This is a genomic window from Mesorhizobium sp. B4-1-3 (genome assembly GCF_006439355.1).
GTDB lineage: Bacteria > Pseudomonadota > Alphaproteobacteria > Rhizobiales > Rhizobiaceae > Mesorhizobium.
Genome location: NZ_VFTG01000008.1, coordinates 67211 through 89625, shown reverse-complemented (window position 1 = coordinate 89625; position 22415 = coordinate 67211). Strand labels below are relative to the sequence as shown.

General features: G+C 64.7%; 25 protein-coding genes. 12 read left to right on the top strand and 13 right to left on the bottom strand.

Annotated features, from left to right (window positions below):
• Window positions 1-64: 64 nt before the first annotated feature.
• Entirely contained in the window at window positions 65-1462 is a 1398-nt protein-coding gene (gene lpdA, locus FJW06_RS13150) for a dihydrolipoyl dehydrogenase (protein WP_140752280.1), read from the top strand.
• Between the two features lie 21 nt (window positions 1463-1483).
• Entirely contained in the window at window positions 1484-2368 is an 885-nt protein-coding gene (locus tag FJW06_RS13145; RefSeq protein ID WP_140752278.1) for a glycosyltransferase, read from the top strand.
• A gap of 187 nt (window positions 2369-2555) precedes the next feature.
• Here the strand turns inward: FJW06_RS13145 and FJW06_RS13140 are convergent, their stop codons facing one another.
• Entirely contained in the window at window positions 2556-3905 is a 1350-nt protein-coding gene (locus FJW06_RS13140; protein ID WP_281404880.1) for a saccharopine dehydrogenase family protein, read from the bottom strand.
• Between FJW06_RS13140 and FJW06_RS13135 the strand changes: the two genes are divergently transcribed.
• A complete protein-coding gene (locus FJW06_RS13135; RefSeq protein ID WP_140752500.1) occupies window positions 3790-4218 on the top strand; it encodes an Lrp/AsnC family transcriptional regulator in 429 nt (142 codons plus the stop codon). The genes FJW06_RS13140 and FJW06_RS13135 overlap by 116 nt on opposite strands.
• Before the next feature lie 277 nt (window positions 4219-4495).
• Here FJW06_RS13135 and FJW06_RS13130 read toward each other — a convergent pair whose 3' ends face one another.
• The 4 genes from FJW06_RS13130 to FJW06_RS13115 all read right to left on the bottom strand — a co-directional run bounded on the left by FJW06_RS13130 (window position 4496) and on the right by FJW06_RS13115 (window position 7908).
• Window positions 4496-5875: a HAMP domain-containing sensor histidine kinase gene (locus FJW06_RS13130; protein ID WP_140752274.1), complete on the bottom strand. Its 1380-nt coding sequence runs from the start codon at window positions 5873-5875 to the stop codon at window positions 4496-4498.
• Between the two features lie 42 nt (window positions 5876-5917).
• A complete protein-coding gene (locus FJW06_RS13125) occupies window positions 5918-6595 on the bottom strand; it encodes a winged helix-turn-helix domain-containing protein (protein WP_140752272.1) in 678 nt (225 codons plus the stop codon).
• Window positions 6596-6834: 239 nt separating this feature from the next.
• Entirely contained in the window at window positions 6835-7620 is a 786-nt protein-coding gene (locus FJW06_RS13120) for a hypothetical protein (protein ID WP_140752270.1), read from the bottom strand.
• Window positions 7621-7650: 30 nt separating this feature from the next.
• The gene (locus tag FJW06_RS13115; protein WP_140752268.1) at window positions 7651-7908 is read right to left on the bottom strand and encodes a hypothetical protein; all 258 of its coding nucleotides are present in this window, start codon (window positions 7906-7908) and stop codon (window positions 7651-7653) included.
• Between the two features lie 221 nt (window positions 7909-8129).
• Between FJW06_RS13115 and FJW06_RS13110 the strand changes: the two genes are divergently transcribed.
• Window positions 8130-8762: an isoprenylcysteine carboxylmethyltransferase family protein gene (locus FJW06_RS13110; RefSeq protein WP_140752266.1), complete on the top strand. Its 633-nt coding sequence runs from the start codon at window positions 8130-8132 to the stop codon at window positions 8760-8762.
• Between the two features lie 185 nt (window positions 8763-8947).
• Here FJW06_RS13110 and FJW06_RS13105 read toward each other — a convergent pair whose 3' ends face one another.
• Together FJW06_RS13105 and FJW06_RS13100 are read right to left on the bottom strand one after the other, a co-directional pair.
• Window positions 8948-9163: a hypothetical protein gene (locus tag FJW06_RS13105; RefSeq protein WP_140752264.1), complete on the bottom strand. Its 216-nt coding sequence runs from the start codon at window positions 9161-9163 to the stop codon at window positions 8948-8950.
• Window positions 9160-9915 (bottom strand): COG4280 domain-containing protein, encoded by a 756-nt coding sequence (locus FJW06_RS13100; RefSeq protein ID WP_140752262.1) that lies wholly within the window; start codon window positions 9913-9915, stop codon window positions 9160-9162. Before FJW06_RS13100 ends, FJW06_RS13105 begins: the two co-directional genes overlap by 4 nt.
• A gap of 245 nt (window positions 9916-10160) precedes the next feature.
• Here FJW06_RS13100 and FJW06_RS13095 point away from each other — a divergent pair, with 245 nt between their 5' ends.
• Both FJW06_RS13095 and FJW06_RS13090 read left to right on the top strand, forming a co-directional pair.
• Complete coding sequence (locus FJW06_RS13095) at window positions 10161-11180, top strand: LLM class flavin-dependent oxidoreductase (RefSeq protein ID WP_140752260.1); 1020 nt, start codon at window positions 10161-10163, stop codon at window positions 11178-11180.
• A gap of 141 nt (window positions 11181-11321) precedes the next feature.
• Window positions 11322-12197, top strand: a complete 876-nt coding sequence (locus FJW06_RS13090) for an SDR family oxidoreductase (RefSeq protein WP_140752258.1) — start codon at window positions 11322-11324, stop codon at window positions 12195-12197.
• 4 nt (window positions 12198-12201) lie between these two features.
• Here the strand turns inward: FJW06_RS13090 and FJW06_RS13085 are convergent, their stop codons facing one another.
• A complete protein-coding gene (locus tag FJW06_RS13085) occupies window positions 12202-12480 on the bottom strand; it encodes an SMR family transporter (protein WP_140752256.1) in 279 nt (92 codons plus the stop codon).
• 118 nt (window positions 12481-12598) lie between these two features.
• On the opposite strand from FJW06_RS13085, the gene FJW06_RS13080 reads away from it, so the two are divergent.
• From FJW06_RS13080 to FJW06_RS13065, 4 genes are all read left to right on the top strand, one after another.
• Window positions 12599-13564: a sugar ABC transporter substrate-binding protein gene (locus FJW06_RS13080; protein WP_140752254.1), complete on the top strand. Its 966-nt coding sequence runs from the start codon at window positions 12599-12601 to the stop codon at window positions 13562-13564.
• Window positions 13565-13697: 133 nt separating this feature from the next.
• A complete protein-coding gene (locus FJW06_RS13075) occupies window positions 13698-15197 on the top strand; it encodes a sugar ABC transporter ATP-binding protein (protein WP_140752252.1) in 1500 nt (499 codons plus the stop codon).
• A complete protein-coding gene (locus FJW06_RS13070) occupies window positions 15194-16210 on the top strand; it encodes an ABC transporter permease (protein WP_140752250.1) in 1017 nt (338 codons plus the stop codon). The genes FJW06_RS13075 and FJW06_RS13070 overlap by 4 nt, the downstream gene beginning before the upstream one ends.
• Before the next feature lie 22 nt (window positions 16211-16232).
• Window positions 16233-17231, top strand: a complete 999-nt coding sequence (locus FJW06_RS13065; protein ID WP_140752248.1) for a substrate-binding domain-containing protein — start codon at window positions 16233-16235, stop codon at window positions 17229-17231.
• A 330-nt stretch (window positions 17232-17561) separates the two neighbouring features.
• On the opposite strand, the gene FJW06_RS13060 is transcribed toward FJW06_RS13065, so the two are convergent.
• Complete coding sequence (locus FJW06_RS13060) at window positions 17562-18620, bottom strand: ornithine cyclodeaminase (protein ID WP_140752246.1); 1059 nt, start codon at window positions 18618-18620, stop codon at window positions 17562-17564.
• A gap of 2 nt (window positions 18621-18622) precedes the next feature.
• Window positions 18623-19555: an arginase gene (gene rocF / locus FJW06_RS13055; RefSeq protein WP_140752244.1), complete on the bottom strand. Its 933-nt coding sequence runs from the start codon at window positions 19553-19555 to the stop codon at window positions 18623-18625.
• Window positions 19556-19686: 131 nt separating this feature from the next.
• On the opposite strand from rocF, the gene FJW06_RS13050 reads away from it, so the two are divergent.
• A complete protein-coding gene (locus FJW06_RS13050) occupies window positions 19687-20127 on the top strand; it encodes an Lrp/AsnC family transcriptional regulator (protein WP_041000507.1) in 441 nt (146 codons plus the stop codon).
• 163 nt (window positions 20128-20290) lie between these two features.
• Window positions 20291-20587, top strand: a complete 297-nt coding sequence (locus FJW06_RS13045; protein WP_246674603.1) for an adenylate cyclase — start codon at window positions 20291-20293, stop codon at window positions 20585-20587.
• Window positions 20588-20748: 161 nt separating this feature from the next.
• On the opposite strand, the gene FJW06_RS13040 is transcribed toward FJW06_RS13045, so the two are convergent.
• The 3 genes from FJW06_RS13040 to FJW06_RS13030 form a co-directional block, all read right to left on the bottom strand.
• Window positions 20749-21132, bottom strand: a complete 384-nt coding sequence (locus tag FJW06_RS13040) for a hypothetical protein (protein ID WP_140752240.1) — start codon at window positions 21130-21132, stop codon at window positions 20749-20751.
• A 210-nt stretch (window positions 21133-21342) separates the two neighbouring features.
• Window positions 21343-21540, bottom strand: coding sequence for a hypothetical protein (locus FJW06_RS13035; protein ID WP_140752238.1), 198 nt, complete (start codon window positions 21538-21540; stop codon window positions 21343-21345).
• Between the two features lie 40 nt (window positions 21541-21580).
• Window positions 21581-21871 (bottom strand): hypothetical protein, encoded by a 291-nt coding sequence (locus tag FJW06_RS13030; protein WP_140752236.1) that lies wholly within the window; start codon window positions 21869-21871, stop codon window positions 21581-21583.
• Window positions 21872-22415: the final 544 nt, after the last annotated feature.

Below are 22415 nucleotides of genomic sequence, written 5' to 3'. Positions count from 1 at the left end.
GAACAATAGAGATGTCGGCGCGAAGGATCGCGGCGCAACGTTCCCTAGCTCGAAGGGTCACATCATGAAAGAAATCTCCTGCAAGCTGCTCGTCATCGGCGCCGGGCCGGGCGGCTATGTCTGCGCCATCCGCGCCGGACAACTCGGCGTCGACACGGTGATCGTCGAGGCCGGCAAACCGGGCGGCACCTGCCTCAATGTCGGCTGCATTCCCTCAAAGGCGCTGATCCATGCCGCGGAGGAGTTCGAGAAAATAGCGCATATGGCCGGCGGCAAGGATGCGCTGGGCATCAAGGTCGCCGCGCCGACGCTCGATCTGGCTCGTACTGTCGCCTGGAAGGACGGTATAGTTAGCCGGCTTAACATCGGCGTGGCCGGACTGCTGAAGAAGGCCAGGGTGAAGACCGTGCAGGGCTGGGCGACGTTCCGGGACGGCAAAACGGTCGAGGTCGAGACCGAGACCGGCACGCAGGTGATCCGGGCCGAAACGGTGGTGATCGCCACGGGATCGGAGCCGGTCGAATTGCCGTTCCTGCCCTTCGGCGGCCCGGTCATTTCGTCAACCGAGGCGCTGGCGCTCGGCGAATTGCCGAAGAAGCTCGCGGTCGTCGGTGGCGGCTATATCGGGCTGGAGCTCGGCATGGCTTTCGCCAGGATGGGTTCGAAGGTCACCGTGGTCGAAGCCTTGCCATGGGTGCTGGCGCAATATGATGCCGAGCTGACAAGGCCGGTGCTGAAGCGGCTCGGCGAGCTCGGCATCGAGGTGATGACGGGCGCCAAGGCCAGGGGATTGTCGACCAAAGGCGACGCGCTGCTGGTCGAGACGGCCGACGGCAAGAACGCCAAGATCGCCGCGGACAAGATCCTGGTCACGGTCGGCCGCAAGCCGCAAACCGCAGGCTGGGGGTTGGAGCAGATCGACCTCGACATGGCGGGCAAATTCATCCGCATCGACGACCAGTGCCGCAGCTCGATGCGCGGCATTTTTGCGATCGGCGACGTGACCGGCGAGCCGATGCTGGCGCATCGCGCCATGGCGCAGGGCGAGATGGTGGCCGAGATCGTCGCCGGCCATAAAAGAAGCTGGGACAAGCGCGCCATCCCCGCGATCTGCTTCACCGATCCGGAGCTGGTCACCGCGGGCATGTCTCCCGAGGAGGCGAAGGCGTTGGCCGGCGAGGCCAAGATCGGCCAGTTCCCGTTTGCCGCCAACGGCCGCGCCATGACCAAGCAGGGCGAGGACGGTTTCGTGCGGGTGGTGGCGCGCGCGGACAATCACCTGGTACTGGGCATCCAGGCGGTCGGGCGGGGCGTGTCGGAATTGTCGGCGGCTTTCGGCCTGGCGCTGGAGATGGGGGCGCGGCTGGAGGACATCGCCGGCACGATCCACGCGCATCCGACGCAAGGCGAGGGATTCCAGGAAGCGGCGCTGAAGGCGCTGGGGCATGCGCTGCATGTCTAGGTTGCATATCGGATCGTGCTGGTGTCTTTGCGCGGCATGGAACTGAAAAAATACATTGCGATCCGATACAATGCGCCGACCGGCTTCAAGCCAAGCCGATGGAAAGGCACCGGCCGGGCCAATCTCGATCCCGTCTGGCTGGTCGAGCGTCTGGCGCTGTTCGACACTTATTGCGCGCCGTCATTGGAAAACCAGTCGATGCGAGACTTTACCGTGCTGGTCGCGTTCGACGCCGATACGCATGAGAACTACATTCGGATGGTTTGCGACTGCGTCGCCGGCATCGACGTCCGGCCGGTCCTTGTGAGGCCGGGCGAAGGACATAACGAGCGGTTCAATGCGTTCATCCAAGCCGACACGGACGCCGCGTTCGTCTGTGTCGCGCGGCTGGACAGCGACGATGCGCTGGCGCCGGGCTTCATGGAGCGAGTCGACCACTATGCGCGTAGGGAGATAGGCAAGGGCGCGGTCAGCGAACAGCCACTCTACATCGCCTTCCCACAGGGACAGAATTTCGACGTGGCGACCGGCCGCTACATCCAGCACGATTACGTCACGTCGGCATTCGGCGCCCTGGTCGAAACAAGATCGCCAACGATGAAAGGTGTCTACAGCGACCATCATCAAGAGATGTCGGCCCGCTACAACACCGTCGTGGCGAGCGCCCATGGCGCCTTGTGGTGCATCGTCGTGCACGACAACAACGCCGCCAATGTACTCAGGGGCAAGCCGATAGATACGCCTTCTTTCACGGTGGGCCGGACGGGGGTTTTTCCCAAGCTGTCGGCAGTCCCTGACGCGAAGGTCGACGCGGCCCTCCTGGTTGGAAGAACCGCGAAGGCTTCGCGAACCTTGGGAAACCTCATGCGGTTTATCTCAGGTCAACCGCTGATCCTAAGCAAGTAGTAGCGAGCGGCGGGCCTCCCGCTGCGCGAGCCTGAAATAACAGCGGCCGGCGCCGGGCGACCCCACTCCGCCGAGCTTTGCTCGACACCTCTACCCCGATCGATGGGGAGAGGAAAGGCGTCACGCGCGGCGACCCCCTCTATCGCCTTCGGCGACATCTCCCCCTCAAGGGGGGAGATTAGCCAGCTCAGCTCGCGAGCCGGCTTACCATCTCGTGCTGGGCGTAGGCGCGGCCGAAGCGGTTGGCGAGGAAGGCGTGCAGCGCGATGTCTTCCTGGCGCACGAAACCCTTGGCCGGCAGGCTGCCATCGGCCAGCATGTCGAGCACGGCGCAGATGCCCGATGCGGTGGTGATCTGGATGGCGCTGCGCACCAGGTTGCCGACGCGCTGCGAATAGATCTTGTTGGCGTAGGTCTCCTGCAGCAGGCGGCCGTTGCGGCGACCCGAGACGGTGACGAAGACGATGACCACGTCCTGCAGCGTCGAAGGCAGGGCGCTCTCGAAAATGTCCTTCAGCACGTCGCGGCGGTGGCGCAGGCCGAGATCGTTGAGCAGCGCCTTCATGATCGCGGCGTGGCCGGGGTAGCGGATGGTGCGGTAGTTCAGCGTGCGCACCTTGCCCTTCAGCGTCTCGGCCAAGGTGCCGAGGCCGCCCGAGGTGTTGAAGGCCTCATAGGTAACGCCATCCAGCGAGAACTCCTCGCGCTCTTCCAGCGGCGGCACTTCGATCAGCTCACCCTCGACGATCGCCTCGCAGGGTTCGCAATATTCGTTGATGACGCCGTCCGTGCTCCAGGTCAGGTTGTAGTTCAGCGCGTTGGACGGGTATTGCGGCAGCGCGCCGACGCGCATGCGCACGCTTTCCAGTGTGTCGAAGCGGCTGGCGAGATCGTTGGCGACGATCGAGATGAAGCCCGGCGCCAGGCCGCATTGCGGGATGAAGGCGTTTTTCGCCCCGCGCGCCAGCTCCTTCACCCGGCGGGTCGAGACCACGTCCTCGGTGAGATCGAGATAATGCACGCCGGTGGCGGCGGCCGCCTCGGCGATGCGGGTGGTGAGGTGGAAGGGCGCGGCGCTCAGCACGGCGAATTTGCCGGCAAGCACCTTTTCCAGCTCGCCCGCGGCGGCGATGTCCAGCTCCTGCGTCTCGACGCCGGCCGGCAGTTCGGCGGCGGCGAGCTGGGCGGCGGAGCGGTCGACGAGCGTGACGCGATAGTCGCCCGAGGCGCTCAGCATTTCCGCAATGGTCGAGCCGATCTTGCCGGCGCCGACGACAACGATGTTCTTCATGATCAATTCCCCGCAATTTCGATTTGGGCCAATTCTGCAGGAATCATCGCAGCTTGCCTGTCGAAAGGAAGCGTGGAATCTGGCAATATGAAGCTGAAGTTTGAGCGATTTGCCGAAGGGTTTCGTCGAAATGATCACTGAAGCCGAACAGGCCCTGCTTACGCTCCTACGCGCCAACGCGCGGGCCTCGACCGCCGAGCTCGCACGCCAGCTCGGCGTGTCGCGCACCACGGTGCAGAGCCGCATCGAGCGGCTGGAGCAGCGGGGCATCATCACGGGCTATGGGGTCAGGCTGTCGCCGGACTACGAGCAGGGATTGGTCAAGGCGCATGTGCTGCTCACCGTGACGCCGAAACTCGCCGACAAGGTGGTGCGCAGCCTCGCGGCGATGCCGCCGGTGCGGACGGTGCATTCGGTGAGCGGCAATTTCGACATGATCGTCATCGTCGACGCGCCGTCGATACGGGACCTCGATGCGCTGCTCGACCGGATCGGGGCGATGGAGGGCGTGGAGCGGACGTCGTCGTCGATCATTCTGTCGACGCGGGTGGATCGGTAGCGCCAAATGTTCCCCCTTCAGAGTAGCGCAATCGCATGGAGCAGGCACCAGTACCGTCGAGATGTCGTCCAGGCGACAGAGAGGTTTGGCGCGCGAAGCTGCGATGTAGCCTTCGTCATTCTAGGGTGTGCGCGTCGTCTTGAGGTTGCAGATCGAGCTTGTCGAATCGCGCTCCCGATCAGGCGGGAACAGCACAAGCCTAGGCGCCGGAGTTTTCGAGCGGCTGGCGGGGGTTATACAAATGCGCAAGGCGCCCCAGGGGAGGCAAGGTCCCGCCTCAGGCCACCGAAGGGCGCACGGCCGGAAGGCTGACGGTCACGCCGAGACCGGGATTGCGGTCGTCGAGCGTTATAGTGGCGCAATGCAGGTCGGCCACCGCCTTGACGAGGCTGAGCCCCAAGCCGCTGCCCGGCGTGGTGCGGCTGGCATCAAGCCGGTAGAGCCGGCGGAACACTTTTTCGCGCTCCTCGGCGGGAATGCCCGGGCCGTTGTCGCGGACATGGAAGAGGACATGGCCGCCACCGCCGGTCACCGAAAGCTCGATCGCGGTGCCCAGCGGACAGTGTCTCAGCGCGTTCTCGACCAGATTTGCCAGCATCTGCATCAGCAGGTCGCGGTCGCCGTGCACATACCATTTGGTACCCGGAACGATCGTCGTTGACAGGGATTTGCCGTCGTCCTCCGCGACATCGGCATAGACCTCGCCGATGGTCTCGACCACCGGCCCGACATCGAGATCGACGAAGCGCGCCTTGCGTGCGCCGGCCTCGATCTGGGCGATGCGCAAAAGCGCGTCGAACGTGCTGTTGATCTGCTGGCTTTCGGCGCGGGCGTCGATCAGCTCGGTCGAGACGTCCTCCCCCGACACCGTCTTGTCGGCGGCGGATTCCAGGATCATCTGCAGCCGGTTGAGCGGCGTCTTGAGATCGTGAGCGATGTTGGCGCTCACCTCGCGCATGCCGTCGACCAAGGCGGACAGGCGCTCGAGCGCCGCATTCACCTGGGCGGAGACGGCGTCGATGTCGTCGCCGCTGCCGATCAGGGGGATGCGCGCGTCGAGCCGGCCGTGCGAGACGTCGTCCATGGTGCTGGCGATGCCGTCGAGGCGCCGCTGCACACGCGAGGCAAGCACAGCGCCGCCGCCAACCGCCAGAACGGTGATGAAGAGCGTGGCCCAACCAAAGCTCATCAACACGATCCGTTCGAGATCTTCGGTTTCCGAAAGCGAGAAGGCGACCGTCAGATTGTTGTCGCCGACTTTGCCCGAATAGGCGCGATACTCGGTCCCGGGCGGCACGCCCGGCAAGTCGGCGGTGAACATGGAAAAGCCGTCCGGCGGGCCGGAGGCGGTGAAATCCCCGGCGAGGCGGTTGCCGCCCTTATCGGTGAGCGAAAAAATCTCGTCCTTATCTTGGCTGAACTGGGCGTGGTCCCTCACTGCGGTGGTGAGGTCCTCGTCGTCGCTCTCGGCATAGGTCGCGGCAATGAGCGAATAGGTCTCCTTGATCGACTGATCGAGCTGCCTGGCGAGCGAGGCGCTCATCAATTGATAGACGACCGCGCCGGACAGGATGAAGGCCAGCAGGAACAGGAAGGCGAAGGTCAGCGCCAGCCTGAAGGGCGTGCTGCGCAACAGGTTGGAGCGCGTCTCGCTCATCGCAAACCCATGACCGGCGGTGCGCCGGCCCCGGGATGCCGCCTAGGCCGGAACATGCAGGCTGTAACCGGTGTTGCGCACGGTGTGGATCAGCGGCACGTCGAAGGGCCTGTCGACCTTGGCCCTGAGCCGGCTGATATGTGTCTCGACGACGCTGGTCTTGGGGTCGAAATGGAAATCCCAGACGCGCTCCAGGAGCATGGTGCGGGTGATGACGCGGCCCTCGCCGCGCATCAGCACTTCGAGCAGGCTGAATTCGCGCGGCTGCAAGTCGATCGGCTGGCCCTGCCGGGTCACGCGGCGCTGGATCAGGTCCATCTCGAGATCGGCGACGCGCAAAGCCGTCTTCTGCTCCTGCGCCGCCGGCCGGCGGCCGAGCGCGTTTATGCGGGCAAGCAACTCGGAAAAGGCGAAGGGCTTGACCAGATAGTCGTCGCCGCCCGCTTCGAGGCCCTCGACGCGGTCGTCGACGCCGCCGATCGAGGTCAGGAAAATGGCCGGCGTGCGGATGCCGGCGGCGCGCACCGCCTTGATCATCGACAGTCCGTCGAGGCCGGGCACCATGCGGTCGGCAATGATCACGTCATAGGCGTTGCGGGTCGCGGCGAAGAGGCCGTCATGGCCGTCGCGCAGCAAATCGCAGACATGGCCGGCCTCGGTCAGTCCCCTGACGATATAGTCGGCGGTTCTCGGATCGTCTTCAACAAGCAGAAGTCGCATCGCACTGTGCTGTCCTTGCCGCCTCAACCTCACCGGCATGGTAGCGCCGGCTGCGGCTTTTTCTTGGCCGGCCTCTATGTCCTCTTTTGACGCCATCCCGGAGGAAAATCCCGCGCCATCCGTTGCTGGAATTGCTCTAACCATGCGTTTTTTACGCGTTGCCGGAGCGAACACCGCTACACATTTTTGCGAGAAGCGTTTTAGCGACAAGCACAACGCTGTCCGAGACCCACCATGTCCTAGTCGAGCAGGGCCTGCTCGTCCTCGTCGATCTGCTTCTTCAGCGTCATATAGAGAACGATGACCACGATGCAGCCGAGGAAGGTCAGGCTGGTGAAAGTCGTGCCGAAGCCCATGCCGCCATATTCCACCGGCTGCGAGAGCAGGTCGCCGAAGGAGGCGCCGAACGGCCGGGTCAGGATATAGGCGAGCCAGAAGGCGAGGACGGCATTAAGGCCGAGAAAGAACCAGGCAAGGGTAATCGCCGCAATCACGCCGCCGAAGATGAGGCCGGTGGTGAGATAGCCCAGGTCGAACCGCTCGGCCATCAGATCGCCGGCGGCCGTGCCGAGCGAGAAGGTGAAGAGGATCGCCAGCCAATAGAAGATCTCACGCCTGGTGGTGAAGATGGTGTGGATCGAGAGCGTCTTTTCGCTGGCGTACCAGGCCATGAAGGTCAGGGCCAGCACGGCCGCGAAGACGACCGTCGTCGTCTCCAGCCGCACCCCGAAATTGTCGACGAGGTTATCGGTGACCAGGGTGCCGACGATGCTGATCAGGACAACCGCCAGCCAATAGGCCCAGGGCACGTAGCGCTTCTGCGCGAATTGCAGGGCGAGCGCGACAATCAGAACCCCGGTCATGATGAGCGACGTGACGGTGAGGCCGAGGCCGAGATTGACGGCGAGATAATCGGCCGCCGTCTCTCCCATGGTCACCGCCATGATCTTGATCAGCCAGAAATCGATGGTGACGTCCGGGACCCGGTTCAACTCGGAGTCGTGTTCAATGATTGTCGCGGTCATGGCGGTATCCATTTCCGGTTCCTCCGGCGCTTACTTGCCGAGAATCTTCATGGCCTGGGCGAAGAAGTCATCGGCGCGCTTGTCGTCGTCGGCGTTGCAACGCTCGATGCCCTTCGTCTCCAGTTCGGAAACCTTGTTCTTGTCGGTATTGTTGGGCGTCGCCTTGGCCTCGGCGGCTCGCAGGTCCTTCAGCGCCGTCTCGCAAGGCGTCGGCGCGGCAATCGCCGAAGCCAGCGGGGCTGCGATGGCGGCGGTGGCAAAGGCGAAAGCGAGGGCAAATTTATTCATGACTCTATCCTGATGCTGAGGCCAAATATTCGGCGCCTGTTCACGCCTCTCGAAATTCCGTGCGGCGATCGTCAGGCTAGACCGGCGAATTCACCGCAGCCTGTCTGGCCGCTTACAAATTCGTAAGGTCGGCCGAAAACCTCCACCGGGCCTCGTCATCGGGCAGTGGAAGGGCTAGAGAAGCCTTGGCGCCCCTGTCGGCGCCGGAGCGGTGAGAAAGAATGGCCTACGCATCCCTCAAATCGGCGCCGAAGGCGTTCGACCAGCACAAGCGCTTGATCGTCGTGCAGGTGGCCGCCGTGCTTGCCGTCATCCTGCTCCTGTTCAGCAAGCCGGCGCTGCCCGAAGGGTCGGGCGGGCACGAAATCGTCGAGACAATCGGGTTCGCGATGGTGCTGACCTGCTTCCTTGGCCGGCTGTGGAGCATCCTGTTCGTCGGCGGCAGGAAGAATGACGAGCTGATCGTCTCCGGCCCGTTCTCGATGACCCGGAATCCGCTCTACTTCTTTTCGACCGTCGGCGCGGCCGGCATCGGGCTGATGTTCGGTTCGGCGCTGGCGGCCGTCATGCTCGGCCTGGCGAGCTTCCTCGTCTTCCGCTTCACCGCGCGCAAGGAGGCCGAATACCTCGCCGGCAAGTTCGGCGCGGTTTACGCCGCTTATGCCGAACGCACGCCGTCCTTCTGGCCGAATCCGCTGCTTTACCGCGACGAGGCGCAGTGGCTGTTTTCGACGAGCGCGCTGCGGAACACGTTCCGTGACGGGCTCTATTTCCTGGCGCTGTTTCCGGTGATCGAGGCGGTCGAGTATCTGCGCCTCAGCGGGGACTTGCCGACGCTTTTCACGGTCTATTAAGGTGCGCTGATCTTCAGGTGAGGCCGGCCTGCAAATGATGGCCTCCTGCGCTTCCGGTGCTCACGTACTTTAAGTACGCTCCGCTCCGGTTCTCGGAAGCCATCCGGTTTGGTCGCTTCGCGTCCGTCTTCGACTCCGGCTCGGCCTGACCTGAAGATCAGCACACCTTTAGCGGCGTGGTTTCATCAACGCGCCTTGCCGCGCGCGGCGCGGCGCGTGCTCTCCAGAAGAATTGCCAGGCAGCCGGCGAGAAGCAGGACGCCGCCGACGAGCGGCGGCAGCGCCAGCAATTTCACCGCGGCGGTGACGACCGCGATCAGGACCAGCGCCAGCAGCGCCAAGCTGCCGTCGTCGACGAACATGCCGATCAGCTCCTTGAAGACGAGTCGGATCACGCTCATCGGGCAACTCCTTCGGCGGGTGCCGGGTAAGCGCCGCGCAGCCAGCGAACGATGGCGAAGGATGCGGCGGCAATGACGGCGAAGATGGCGAGCAGAGCGAGATCGGCGCCCGGCCATTCGGCGCCGAGGCCTTCGCCGGTCCAGAACACCCCGAAACTGGTCAGCATCAGTCCGACGACGAATTTCAGCGCATTCTCGGGCACGCGCGCCAGCGGCCGGTGCACGGCGAGGCCGATCAGCGTAACCAGCACGAAAGCGGCCAGCGCGCCGAGGCCGGCATAGACCGTCTGGCCATGCGCGGCGCCGACGGCGATGACGATGAACACCACTTCGACGCCTTCGAGCAGCACCGCCTTGAACGACGCGACCGCCGCCAGATAGTCGGCGCGGCGGTCGGCGGCCTGCCGCTGCAGCGCGGCCGTCTCCTTGGAAAAAGCCTGCTCCTCGTCATGCAGCGCGATGACACCGACGCTGCGCAGGATCGCCTTCCTCAGCCAGCGCATGCCGAACAGGATCAAAAGCACGCCGACGACGAATTGCAGGACGGTGATGGGAACGAGCGCCAGCAGCGGCCCGAACGCCAGCACCAGCGCCGCCAGTACGGCAAGCGCCAGCGCCGCGCCGGTCAGCGCCGGGCGCCAGCTTCGCGTCACGCCGACGGCGAGCACGATCGTGAAGGCTTCGACCACCTCGACGAAGGAGGCCAGGAAAGAGGCCGTCACGGTGGAAAGTATGGGTGTTAGGCCATGCATGCAGGCATCCTATAGTTCGGAATCATCAGTTGGCGAGAACGATACAGCGCTCCGGCTGCTGCGAGAATGGCAAGCATGAGCCGGTCCCGTTCCGCGTAAAGCGACGCGCGGGCAGAACATTTCGAGCAACTCATTGACGGTCTGTATCCGTTCGTTGTCCGTTGTATCGCGGCACTGCCCTGGCTATCTGCTGGAGCAACAAGGAGTTCGAGCGGTCGAGGGGCCGCTGCAGCAGGAATGGAGCCATGAAGAAGATCGGATTTCTGTCTTTCGGACATTGGTCGCCCTCGCCGCAATCGGGGACGCGCTCGGGCGCCGACGCGCTGCTGCAGTCGATGGCCCTCGCGGTCGCGGCCGAGGAGCTCGGCGCCGACGGCGCCTATTTTCGCGTCCACCATTTCGCCCGGCAGCTCGCCTCGCCGTTTCCGTTGCTGGCGGCGGCAGGCGCCAAGACCCGGCGTATCGAGCTCGGCACCGCCGTCATCGACATGCGCTACGAGAACCCGCTCTACATGGCGGAGGATGCCGGCGCCGCCGACCTGATCGCCGGCGGGCGTCTGCAGTTGGGAATCAGCCGCGGCTCGCCCGAGCAGGTGATCGATGGCTGGCGCTATTTCGGTTACGTGCCGGAAGAAGGCAAGAGCGACGCCGATATGGCCCGCCGGCACTCGGAGATATTCCTCGATCTGTTGCGCGGCGAAGGCTTCGCCCAGCCCAATCCGCGGGCGATGTTCCCCAACCCGCCCGGGCTGCTCAGGCTCGAACCCTTCTCGGCGGGCTTGCGCGAGCGCATCTGGTGGGGCGCGGCCACCGACGCCACCGCCATATGGGCGGCCAAGCTCGGCATGAACCTGCAAAGCTCGACGCTGAAATTCGACGAGACCGGCGAGCCGCTGCATGTCCAGCAGGCCAAGCAGATAAGAGCCTACCGCGCCGCCTGGAAGGAAGCCGGTCACGCCAGGGAGCCGCGCGTCTCGGTCAGCCGCAGCATCTTTGCCCTCGTCAACGACATGGACCGCGCCTATTTCGGCGGCAGCGAGGGCGAGGACCACTTTGGCTATATCGAGCCGGAAAAGCGCGCCGTTTTCGGCCGCACCTATGCCGCCGAACCGGACAGGCTGGTGGAACAGCTCAGGGAGGACGAGGCGATCGCCGAGGCCGACACGCTGCTGCTCACCGTGCCCAACCAACTCGGCGTCGACTACAACGCCCATGTCATCGAGTCGATCCTGAAGCACGTCGCGCCGGCGCTGGGGTGGCGGTGACGATCGATCTGGCCGTGGCCGACGCGGGCCGCGGCCGGTAAATTTCTCGCCAGTCGAGAATCCTTTTCATCCGCTTTTGCGTCTTGGCAAGACGAGAGGTTTTGCCGGGCGGATTCGGCCGGCCGCGAAAAGGAAAGACGAATGATATTGGTGACGGGCGCGACCGGCTTGAGCGGTCAGGTAATTGTTCGTGAGCTGGCCCATAACGACGTGCCGATCAAGGCGCTGGTGAGAAGCGCTCGCAAGGCGGCGGCCGCCGGGCTCGACAAACTGCCGGGCATCGACGCGATCGAAGGCGACATGCGGGGCGGCGACGAAGTCAAGGCAGCGCTCGATGGTGTCACGCGGGTGCTGCTGATTTCGTCGGGGACACCGGACATGCGCGAAACGCAATGCAGCTTCATCGATCTGTGCCGGCGGGCCGGTGTTCAGCATGTCGTCAAATTCTCCGGAGCGGAGTCCGGGATCGGGTTCGATCCAGCCAGATTCCCATTCACGCGCATGCATGAAGAGATCGAAGACCACCTCGAAGGCTCGGGTCTGGCGTGGACGCACCTGCGGCCGTCACAGTTCATGCAGGTCTATCTCAGGGAGGCCCAGACCATAAGCCGGGATGGCGAGTTGCGTCTGCCCTTTGCCGGCATCGAGCTCGCGCCAGTGGCCATCGAGGACATCGCGAAAGTCGCCTGCCGGCTGCTGCTGGAGGGAGGCCACGCGAGCGAGAGCCTGGACATGACCGGTCCGGAAGCGCTGACGATGAACGAAGTGGCTGAACGGATATCGGCCGCGACAGGAAGGCCTGTCAGATACGTCCCGATCAGTTGGGACGAACGCCGCAGCGCGTTGCTCGCCAGCGGCGCCCCTGCCGATTTTGTCGATGCGCTCGACGAGCAGCTGCGAGAGCGGCTCAGGCGCCCGAAGTCCCGCGTCCATCTTGCGACGCATGAAGTTTTCGGTATCAGGCCGACCAGTTTTGCCGAATTCGCCCGGACCTATGCACGGGCGTTTTCCGGATAGGCCTTCACGAACTCACCTTCAGCCCGACCACGCCGAGGATGGTCACCGCCGCGAAGGTGATGCGCACGGCATCCGTGCTTTCGCCGAACAGCACGATGCCGGCGATGAGCGAGCCGACGGCGCCGATGCCGGTCCATACCGCATAGGCGGTGCCGAGCGGGGCGAAACGGTCAAAGAACTCGCCTCGGAGCTGTGGGTGCTCTACCATCCCGACCTGAAAGGCAATCCAAGGGTGCGGGCGTTCAGTGACTTTTCCGCCAAGTGGCTGAAGATGCGGCTGCATGCGGCCAACCCTCCAACCGGCGGCTCCCGCTGATATTGACACTTGGCAAAGTCCGGCTCTACTTTGGCGCGTAATCGGTTACGTAACCGATTACGGCTCGATCAAGTGGAGGAGACTAATGAGAAAGATTTCGAACACGCATGGGCTTGGCCCGTTCTCGCGCCGCCAGTTCCTGAAGACCAGCGCGCTAGCCGCCGGCGCACTCGCCTTGCCGCTCGGCCCGGTTTTTGCCGCCGACAAGCCGAAGGTCGGGCTGGTGATGAAGTCCTTGGCAAACGAGTTCTTCAAGCAGATGCAGGCCGGCGCGGAGGACTATGCAGCGAAGAACAAGGACAAGTTCGATTTCGCCGCCGTCGGCATGAAGGACGAGCGCGACTTCGCGGCCCAGGTCGACGCGATCGAGAACTTCATCACCCAGAACTACAGCATCATCGTCGTGGCGCCCGCCGATTCGAAGGCCATGGTGACGCCGATCGCCAAGGCGCTGAAGGCCGGCATCAAGGTCATCAACATCGACGTGGCGCTCGACACCGAGGCCAAGAAGAAGGCCGGCATCGACCTCGCCTTCTTCGGCCCGGACAACCGCGCCGGCGCCAAGCTCGCCGGCGATGCGCTCGGCAAGGCGCTGGGCAAGGGCGGCAAGGTCGTCATCCTCGAAGGCAATCCGGAAGCCGACAACGCGAAGGAGCGCAAGCTCGGCTTCGACGATTCGGTGAAGGAGTACGGCCTCGACCTGCTCGATTCCAAGACCGCGCATTGGGAGACCGAGGAAGCCAACACGCTGATGACCAACTTCCTCACCCAGCATCCCGACATCCAGGGCGTGATGGCGGCGAACGATTCGATGGCGCTCGGCGTCGTCAAGGCGATCGACGCGGCCGGCAAGTCGGGCCAGATCAAGGTCGTCGGCTTCGACAACATCCCGGCCGTCGGCCCGCTCTTGAAGAGCGGCAAGATGCTCGCCACCGTCGAGCAGTATGGCGCGCAGATGGCAGCCATGGGCATCGACTACGGCCTGCGCGAGCTTGCCGGCGAGAAGTTCTCCGGCTGGGTCAAGACCGACATCAAGCTGATCACCGCATGAGGCGAGTGAGCCGCCGGCACTCCCTTCCGGCGATCCGCTTCGTCTCGCTCGTTACCGCCGCCGACAGTTCCGGCGGCGGTGACGAAGCGCCGCTGTCGCCGCTGACATGAGCGATTTAGGATCCTGCCTGCCCATGGATGCGATTCTTTCCCTTGAAGGGGTCGGAAAGATCTTTCCCGGCGCCGTCGCGCTGAGCGACGTGTCGCTCTCGATCGCGCGCGGCGAGACCCACATCATCCTGGGCGAGAACGGCGCCGGCAAGTCGACGCTGATCAAGCTGCTCGCCGGCATCTACCAGCCGGATTCGGGCAGGATCGCCTTCAATGGCCAGCCCTATCAGCCGAAAACGCCGCATGACGCGCAGCAGAGCGGCATCCGCATCGTGCATCAGGAACTGAACCTTCTGCCCTATCTCAGCATCGCCGAGAACCTGATGCTGGAAAGCCTGCCGCGCCGCGCCTTCGGCATCGTCGACCGCAAGGCGCTCAACAGCCGCGCCGTGGCGCTGCTCAAGGAAGTCGGCCTCGATGTCGATCCGCGCATCCGCGTCGAGGCGCTGGGCGTGGCGCAGATGCAGCTGGTCGAGATCGCCAAGGCGCTGAGCTACGATTCGAAGCTCCTGGTGCTGGACGAGCCGACGGCGACGCTGACGCCGCCGGAGATCGAGCGGCTGTTTGCCATCATCAAGCGGCTGAAGGCGAAAGGCGTCACCATCATCTACATCTCGCACCGGCTGCACGAGGTGTTCGAGATCGGCGACCGGGTGACGGTGCTGCGCAATGGCCGGCTGGTCGCGACGCGCAACCTCGAGGGCCTGGCCGTGCCCGATCTGGTGCGCATGATGATCGGCCGCGACATCGCCGACGAATATGGTTTCGATGCCAGGGTCGTGCCGGGCAAGGTCGCGCTCAGCGTCGCCAATCTGAAGCGCGACGCTTCCACCCCGGACATCTCCTTCACTGTCCGCCATGGCGAGATCCTCGGCGTCGCCGGGCTGGTCGGCAGCGGCCGCACGGAAGCGATGCGCGCCTTGTTTGGCGCCGACCCGAAGCTCGACGGTGTCGTCGAGATCGACGGCAAGCCGGTGGCGATCGCGGCGCCCAAGGACGCGGTGCGGCACGGCTTGAGCCTGCTCACCGAGGACCGGAAGGGCCAGGGCCTGCTGCTCGACATGGCCGTCGACAAGAACATCACCATCACGGATCTCGGCAAGGTCTCACAGAACGGTCTGCTCAACCGCAGGGCCGAGGCCGCGGCAGCCAACGATCTGGTCGGGCAGCTGCGCGTCAAGGCAAGCTCGATCGAGCAGGCGGTGCGCAACCTTTCCGGCGGCAACCAGCAGAAGGTGGTGCTGGCCAAGTGGCTGTTCCGCGGCACCTCGACGCTGATCCTCGACGAGCCGACGCGCGGCGTCGATATCGGCGCGCGGCGCGAGATCTACCAGCTGCTGTGGATGCTGGCGGCGCAGCAGAAAGGCATCGTCATGGTGTCGTCCGACCTGCCGGAGCTGATGGGCATGTGCCACCGCATCATCGTCTTTTCCAAGAACAGGATCGTCGGCGAGGTGCCGCGCGCCGAATTCGACCAGGAGCGTATCCTGTCGCTCGCCTATCAGGAGTATGTGCGACCATGAGCGAGACGTCCGAGATAATCGTTTCGGCGCCTGTTTCCCCCGGCCGGGCGAAATTCCTGCGCTTCCTGGTGCGCGATGCCGGGGTGCTGCTGGCGCTGGTGCTGATCACGCTGTTCTTCTCGGCCACCGCCCCCTATTTCGCCACCTCCGGCAACGCGCTGAAGATCTTCGTGCAGATCGCCATCAACACGGTGCTGGCCGCCGGCATGACCTTCGTCATCCTCACCGGCGGCATCGACCTTTCGGTCGGCTCGGTGCTGGCGCTCTGCACCGTGGTCGGCGCCACCGTGATGATAAACGAGAGCCTGTCGCCGGCCGTTGCCATCACGCTGGCGCTGCTCGCCTGCATGGCGACGGGCGCGGCGTGCGGCTTCCTCAATGGCTGGATCTCGACGCGCTGGAAGATCCCCTCCTTCATCGTCACGCTCGGCATGCTCAACATGGCCGCCGGCGCCGCCCGGGTCGTCAGCGACAATTCGACCATCACCGGCCTGCCGCAGAGTTTCGTGGATTTCGGCAACCTCATCATCGGCGGGTTCCTGCCGTCGATCTTCCTGGTGGCGGTGCTGGTGATCGCGGCCGGCTGGTTCGTGCTGCGCTTCACCGTCTTTGGCCGCATGATCTTCGCCGTCGGCACCAATGACGAGGCGGTGCGACTGTCGGGCCACAATCCGGATTTCTACAAGGTCGCCGCCTTCACCATCAGCGGGCTCACCGCCGGCATCGCGGCCATGGTCTATCTGTTGCGCCTCAACATCGGCAGCCCGATCGCCGGCGTCGGCTACGAGCTCAACGCCATCGCCGCCGTCATCATCGGCGGCACCAGCCTCAGCGGCGGCAAGGGCTCGATCATCGGCACGCTGGTCGGCGCCTGCATCCTGCAGGTGCTTTCCACCGGATTGCAGCTGCTCGGCGTCGGCGACAATTTCAAACCCATCGTGATCGGCCTTGTCATCGTGCTCGCGGTCATCCTAGACGCGTACCGGGAGAGGCTGCTGCGGAGGATCCGCTAAGGGGCACCAGGGGCTGAAGGCCATGACGACGATTGCTGATGTCGCACGCCACGCGGGGGTGTCCGTCGCCACCGTCTCGCATGTGATGAACCATACGCGCCATGTCGAGCCGGAAACGGCCGAGCGCGTGCGCGCCGCGATCGCGGCGCTGCGCTATAGCCCGAACTCGGTGGCGCGGAGTCTCAGGCGCGGCGAGACCAAGACCATCGGCCTGCTGCTGCCGGACAATTCCAACCCGTTTTTCGCCAGCGTCGCGCGGCAGATCGAGGATGCCGGCTTCGTCTCCGGCTACACGGTGATCCTGTGCAACTCCGACGGCAATGCCGAGAAGGAGGAGCGCTATCTCTCGGTGCTGATGGCCAAGCAGATCGACGGGCTGATCTTCGCCGGCTCGTCCGACCACGCGCGTGTATTCGCCCGTCTGCTGCCCAGCGTGCCGGCGGTGCTGCTCGACCGCGAGATCCAGTCGGTCAATGTCGATTCGGTGCTGGTCGACCATGACCATGGCGGCTATCTCGCCGGCAAATACCTGGCCGGGCTCGGGCACAAGAAGATCGGCGTCATCGGCGGGCCACGCGATTCCAGCTCCAGCCCCGCCCGCCTGCGCGGCTTCGCGCGGGCGCTTGGCGAGGCAGGCCTTGAGTTGCCGGCTTCGTCGATCGTCGTTTCCGACTATCATTTCGCCGGCGGCCGCCTGTCGATGGAGCAGCTCATGGTCCAGGCGCCCGACATCACGGCGCTGTTTGCCTGCAACGACCTGATGGCGATGGGCGCGCTGACGGAGCTGCGCTCGCGCGGCTTACGGGTTCCCGACGACATCTCGATGGTCGGCTTCGACGACATCCCCTATGCCGTCACCACCTGGCCGCCGCTGACGACGATCGCGCAGCCGGTGGAAAAGATCGGCACGCTGGCGGTGAGCCTGCTGCTCGAGCGGCTGGGAGAGCCGGCAGCGCCGTCAAGGCGCGAGGTGCTGGCGCCGGTGCTGGTGGAGAGGGAAAGCTGCGCTGCGCGGGGGTAGGTGCTGACAAGTGCCGACGCCGGCGCTGCCCCCTCTCCGTCCGCTTCGCGGACACCTCTCCCCCATTTCATGGGGGCGAGGAAACACTAGGGCGTTTCACCGTTTCACAGAAACGGCGAAATGCTCCATCCCTTTGTTTCTACGCAATTCCGGGTGGAAAACCGCTCACACTTTTCCTGGAATTGCTCTAATCGGCGAGGGCGCAGCCTTCGCAAGCTTGGGTTTCTCGCCCCGCCAAAGGCGGGGAGAGGTGGCTCGGCGAAGCCGAGACGGAGAGGGGAGCGCCCTATGCGATTATCCCGCCGTGTGAAATTGCCTTTGCGACAGACTTCACGCCGCCGGCTGTATGGCCGCCCTCTCCAGCATGCCGAACAGGTCGCGCGGCTCGTCAGGGTCGGCAAGCAGGTCGAGCTCTTCATAGAGGCCGGTGGCCTGGAGCTGGTCGCGGACATAGCGCAGCGCGGAAAAATCTTCCGTGGCGAAGCCGACGGAATCGAACAGCGTGATCTGCTCGGGCGCCTTGCGGCCCGGCGCCTGCCCGGTCATCACCCGCCACAGCTCGGTCACCGGATGATCGGCGTCGAGCTGCTGGATCTCGCCCTCGATGCGCGTCTGCGGCGGGAACTCGACGAAGATGTCGGAGCGCAACAGGATGTCGCGGTGCAGCTCGGTCTTGCCGGGGCAGTCGCCGCCGACGGCGTTGATGTGGACGCCGGAGCCGACCATGTTGTCGGTGAGGATCGTGGCGTACTGCTTGTCGGCCGTCACCGTGGTGATGATGTCGACGCCTTCCACCGCGTCCTGGCCGGTCGAGCATATGGTGATGTCGAAGCCCTTGCCGGCGAGGTTGCGGGCGCATTTTTCCGAGGCCGAACGGTCGATGTCGTAGAGCCGCAGCCTGTCGATGCCGAGCAGCGCCTTGAAAGCGATCGCCTGGAACTCGGACTGGGCGCCGTTGCCGATGATGGCCATGGCGCGCGAGCCCTTGGGGGCCAGATATTTGGCGGCGACGGCGGAGGTGGCGGCGGTGCGCAGCGCCGTCAGGATGGTCATTTCGGTCAGCAGCATCGGATAGCCGGAGCCGACATCGGCGAGCACGCCGAAGGCGGTGACGGTCTGGCGGCCCTCGCGCATGTTCTTCGGGTGGCCGTTGACATATTTGAAGCCGTACATCGTGCCGTCGCTGGTCGGCATCAATTCGATGACGCCGTCATGGCTGTGAGATGCGACGCGCGGCGTCTTGTCGAACAGCTCCCAGCGGCGGAAATCCTCCTCGATACAGCTAGCCAGCTCGGTGAGGAAGCGCTCGACGCCGATGGCGAGCACCAGCTTCATCATGCGGTCGACGCTGACGAAGGGGACGATGGCGAGGCGCGAAGGCTGGGTCATGATCAGAGGCTTCCGGAATGGCTGCGGGTCGGGCGGTCCATGATGCGGCGGCCCATCAGGCTGGCGGCGAGGTCGACCATCAGGGTCGCGGTGCGGCCACGCTCGTCGAGGAACGGGTTCAATTCGACCAGATCAAGGCTGGAGACCAGGCCTGAGTCGGACAACATCTCCATCACCAGATGCGCCTCGCGGAAGGTGGCGCCGCCCGGCACGGTCGTGCCGACGGCGGGCGCGATCGAGGGGTCGAGGAAATCGACGTCGAGGCTGACATGCAGCAAGCCGTTCTCCTTTTCGACGCGGGCGAGGAAGGCGCGCAGCAGGGGCGCGATGCCGTGCTCGTCGATGGCGCGCATGTCGTGCACGGTGACGCCGGCTTCAGTCAGGGCGCGACGCTCGGCCGGATCGACGCTGCGCAGGCCGATGGCGCAGACGCGGGCCGGGTCGACCCCAACGGCCAAGTCCGGGAAATAGCCCCTGAAGCCGGCCTGGCCGCTAGCATAGGCGAGCGGCACGCCATGCAGATTGCCGCTGGTGGTGGTGTCGAGCGTGTGGAAATCGGGATGCGCGTCGAGCCACAGCACGAAGAGCGGCCGGCCGCGCTCGGCGGCGCGGCGCGCTACGCCGGAGACCGTGCCGGCGGAGATCGAATGGTCGCCGCCGAGGAAGATCGGCATGGCGTCTTTCGCAGCCGTGTAGGCGGTCTCGGCGATCGCCGCCGTCCAGGCGGAAATCTCCGGCAGCGCCTTCAGCGCGAGATTGCCATGCGCCACCGGGCGCGCCACGGCCTTCTCGACCGCGCCCCAGTCCTCGACCTCATGGCCGAGCCCGGCCAGCACCGAAACCAGTCCTGCCGTGCGCAGTGCGCTCGGCCCCATTTCGCATCCCATCCTGCCCGCGCCGTCCTGCACCGGCGCGCCGACGATCCTGCAGCGCATGATTTTCGTATCCTCGTGATTGATTGGCTTGATTGCATCACCGACCGCTGGCGGTTTGAATAGGCGAAATTGGCATTTCGAGAAGAATGATCTATCACTCTGGGCAAGCACTTTGATCGAAATGGGCAATCATGGATGCGCTCGACGAAAGACTGGTCACGCTGCTCAGGCACGATGCGCGGCGCAGCGTCTCCGACCTCGCCGTCGATCTCGGCGTCTCGCGCGCCACGGTGAGGGCGCGCATGGAGCGGCTGGAAAAATCCGGCGAGATCATCGGCTACACGGTGGTGCTGCGCGCCGACGCGGTCGACCAGAAGATACGCGGCGTGATGATGATCGAGATCGAGGGCCACGCCGCCGATCGCGTCGTCAAGGCGCTGGGCGGCCTCGCCGAGGTCTCGACCATCCACACCACCAACGGCCGCTGGGACCTGGTAGTCGAGCTCGGTACCGCCACGCTGACGGATTTCGACGCGGTGCTGCGGCGGATAAGGCTGATCCCCGGCATAACGGGGAGCGAGACGAGCCTGTTGCTGGCGACGCCGCGGACGACGCGGGCAAGGCTGGCGTAGTTGCGCGGCCTATGGCGGCTTGCCGGCGGGCCCCGCTTGCCCATCACCGTTTCGTGAGAACCGGGACGAATGACGTTCCGAGAGCGTTAACCGCTCATGAATGTCCGCCGGGTGCTCCAAAGACCCGAGCGCCCTCCTGAATTCCAACTTTTGGGAGAACATGATGAAACATCTCCTCACGCCGATAGCGGCCAGCTTGTTCATAGCCTCCTGCGGCATGGCCTTGGCCGCCAATGTCCACACCGTAACCGGCACGACAGGTCAGCCCAACCAGACCATCGGCACGCCTCAGACAGGGGACGCCACGCCGGGCCACGCCGCCTCCGCTCCGGGTTCGGCCTTCAACCCGGACGGCAATGCTGGAACGCATTACGCAGGCGAGCAGCCGCAGAATTCGAAGAACCCGAAGAGCGTGTCGCAATATGACGTGGCCGGGTTCCAGCAGTCCCATAATCATTAGGCGCGGGCATCAAGGTGACCGATCGCGCATGGCGGAGATCGCTGGCGTGCCGGGCGGCGCGCCAGCGTTGTAGCTTCCGGGCCTTGGGTGCAAGTAGCAGCACCGGTTTGAGGCCAGGGAAAGGCTCGATCACACCGGCAGCCGCCTTACCAGGATGTTCGTCAGCCGTTCGGATAGTAGCCGCCGTCCGAGCCGTCGCCCATATAGGTTCCCTGGCCGGTGGCATTCTGAAGCCGCTGATCCAGACTGTTGATCTGCCCGATCGCCGAACGGCCTCCGGCGGGCCGGATGGCATCCGCCTGCCGCATCAGGTCGCGGGCCCGGCCCTCGGAGATCTTTCCGGCCTGCCTGGCGTCACGGATACCTTGTTTCACGCCCAGCAGCTGCTGCGTCGCGGCTCTGACTTCCGGGTCCGCCGGCACCGACGCCGTGGTCATGGTGTCGACTTGTGCCCTATGGTGGCGGTGCACGGCATAGGCGCTCGAAAGCGGTATGGCCGCGAAGATCGAGGCGGCCGCGATGATTTTTGGGACGAAAGAACGCATGATGACATCTCCTCGTGATGGAGGAAGCGGTAAAAGCCGCTTTCCGAACGGGCCGTCCGGTCGCGTCGTGTCGCGGTGCAGGCCATTCACCGCCGGCGGTTCTCGGCCCACGAAGGAAATATGAAGCCGGCGCAGCGTTGAAATGGACTGGCACGCAAACGTTATCCGATGTGATCAGCGGTTGAAACGCGGTTCCGCGATCCGGCGGCCTCAGGCGACGCTGGCGAACGGGACCGGCGAATTGCCAGCCAGCCCGCCAAATCCCGCATTGGCCTGATCGGTAAGCCGCTCGGCTTCGCCGCGCGTCAGCCCGATCAGCGCCCGACCGTCCATCTCCGCCGGGAGGTCGAGATCCAGGTCATAGACAAGCCACTCGTCACACGGATCCTGCATCGCAGCGAACCTCATCGGCGCTCCTTGTTCGGCGCAGCTAGAGCCTTTCAGCGTCTCACGAGCAACCGCCGAAACACCCTGAGTCTTGGTTTTGATCATGTGTTCGCCCCGGAACCGCTGCGCACATCCGCGACACGCATAGAAGCCGGAATAGGGTCGATTGTTCCGGCAAGGGCCAGCAAAACATCGGTAAAAAGCTGAAATATCCAGAAAGCATGGCCGGGCGCGGCGCCGAGAGAAGCTCATTCGCCTGGCCGGCGAGCTCTTCCGCTTCCTCCTGCGTCAGCCCGAGCAGCACCATGTCCGGCATCTGCGCCGGGTAGCCGGACCGCAGGTCATAAACCATCCATTGGCCGCACGGATCCTGGAGGGCCGTGAACCTCATGACCGTCTTGCCCCAGCTCTGCGCATCGACGCGATTCCGGACGGAGGGTCACGGCGAAGGCGCCGAACTCAACCGCTCACACTTTCCCGGAATGCCCTAGCAATGCCCAACGCAACGACCGCGGGGACACGCCCCGCGAGACTGCCCGGCCGGATTTAATTCCAGCACTTCCACACAACATATAGTTGTCTGGCGCCCGGCAAAAGAGGCTCTACAGTCCCTTCGGCATGCGACCCAAGTCTGATGGGCGGCGGATACTTCGCGGATGGCGGACGTGCCTGTCCGAGGGAAATATCGCCTGAGCCATGTGCTTGGTCCCTTCGTCAGAATTCATAGCGAACGGCGCAAACGGCTCTCGCCGACGGTCCAGGCGCAGCTTCGGGCGCATGCGGGCGGGGCTCGCTTGCAAGCCTGGAACGCGAAAAAGCCGCGGAGGCCCGCGGCTTTTCGTTTGCTTGATCCTCGGTGAGGAAACTGGAGCGGGTGAGGCGATTCGAAACGCCCG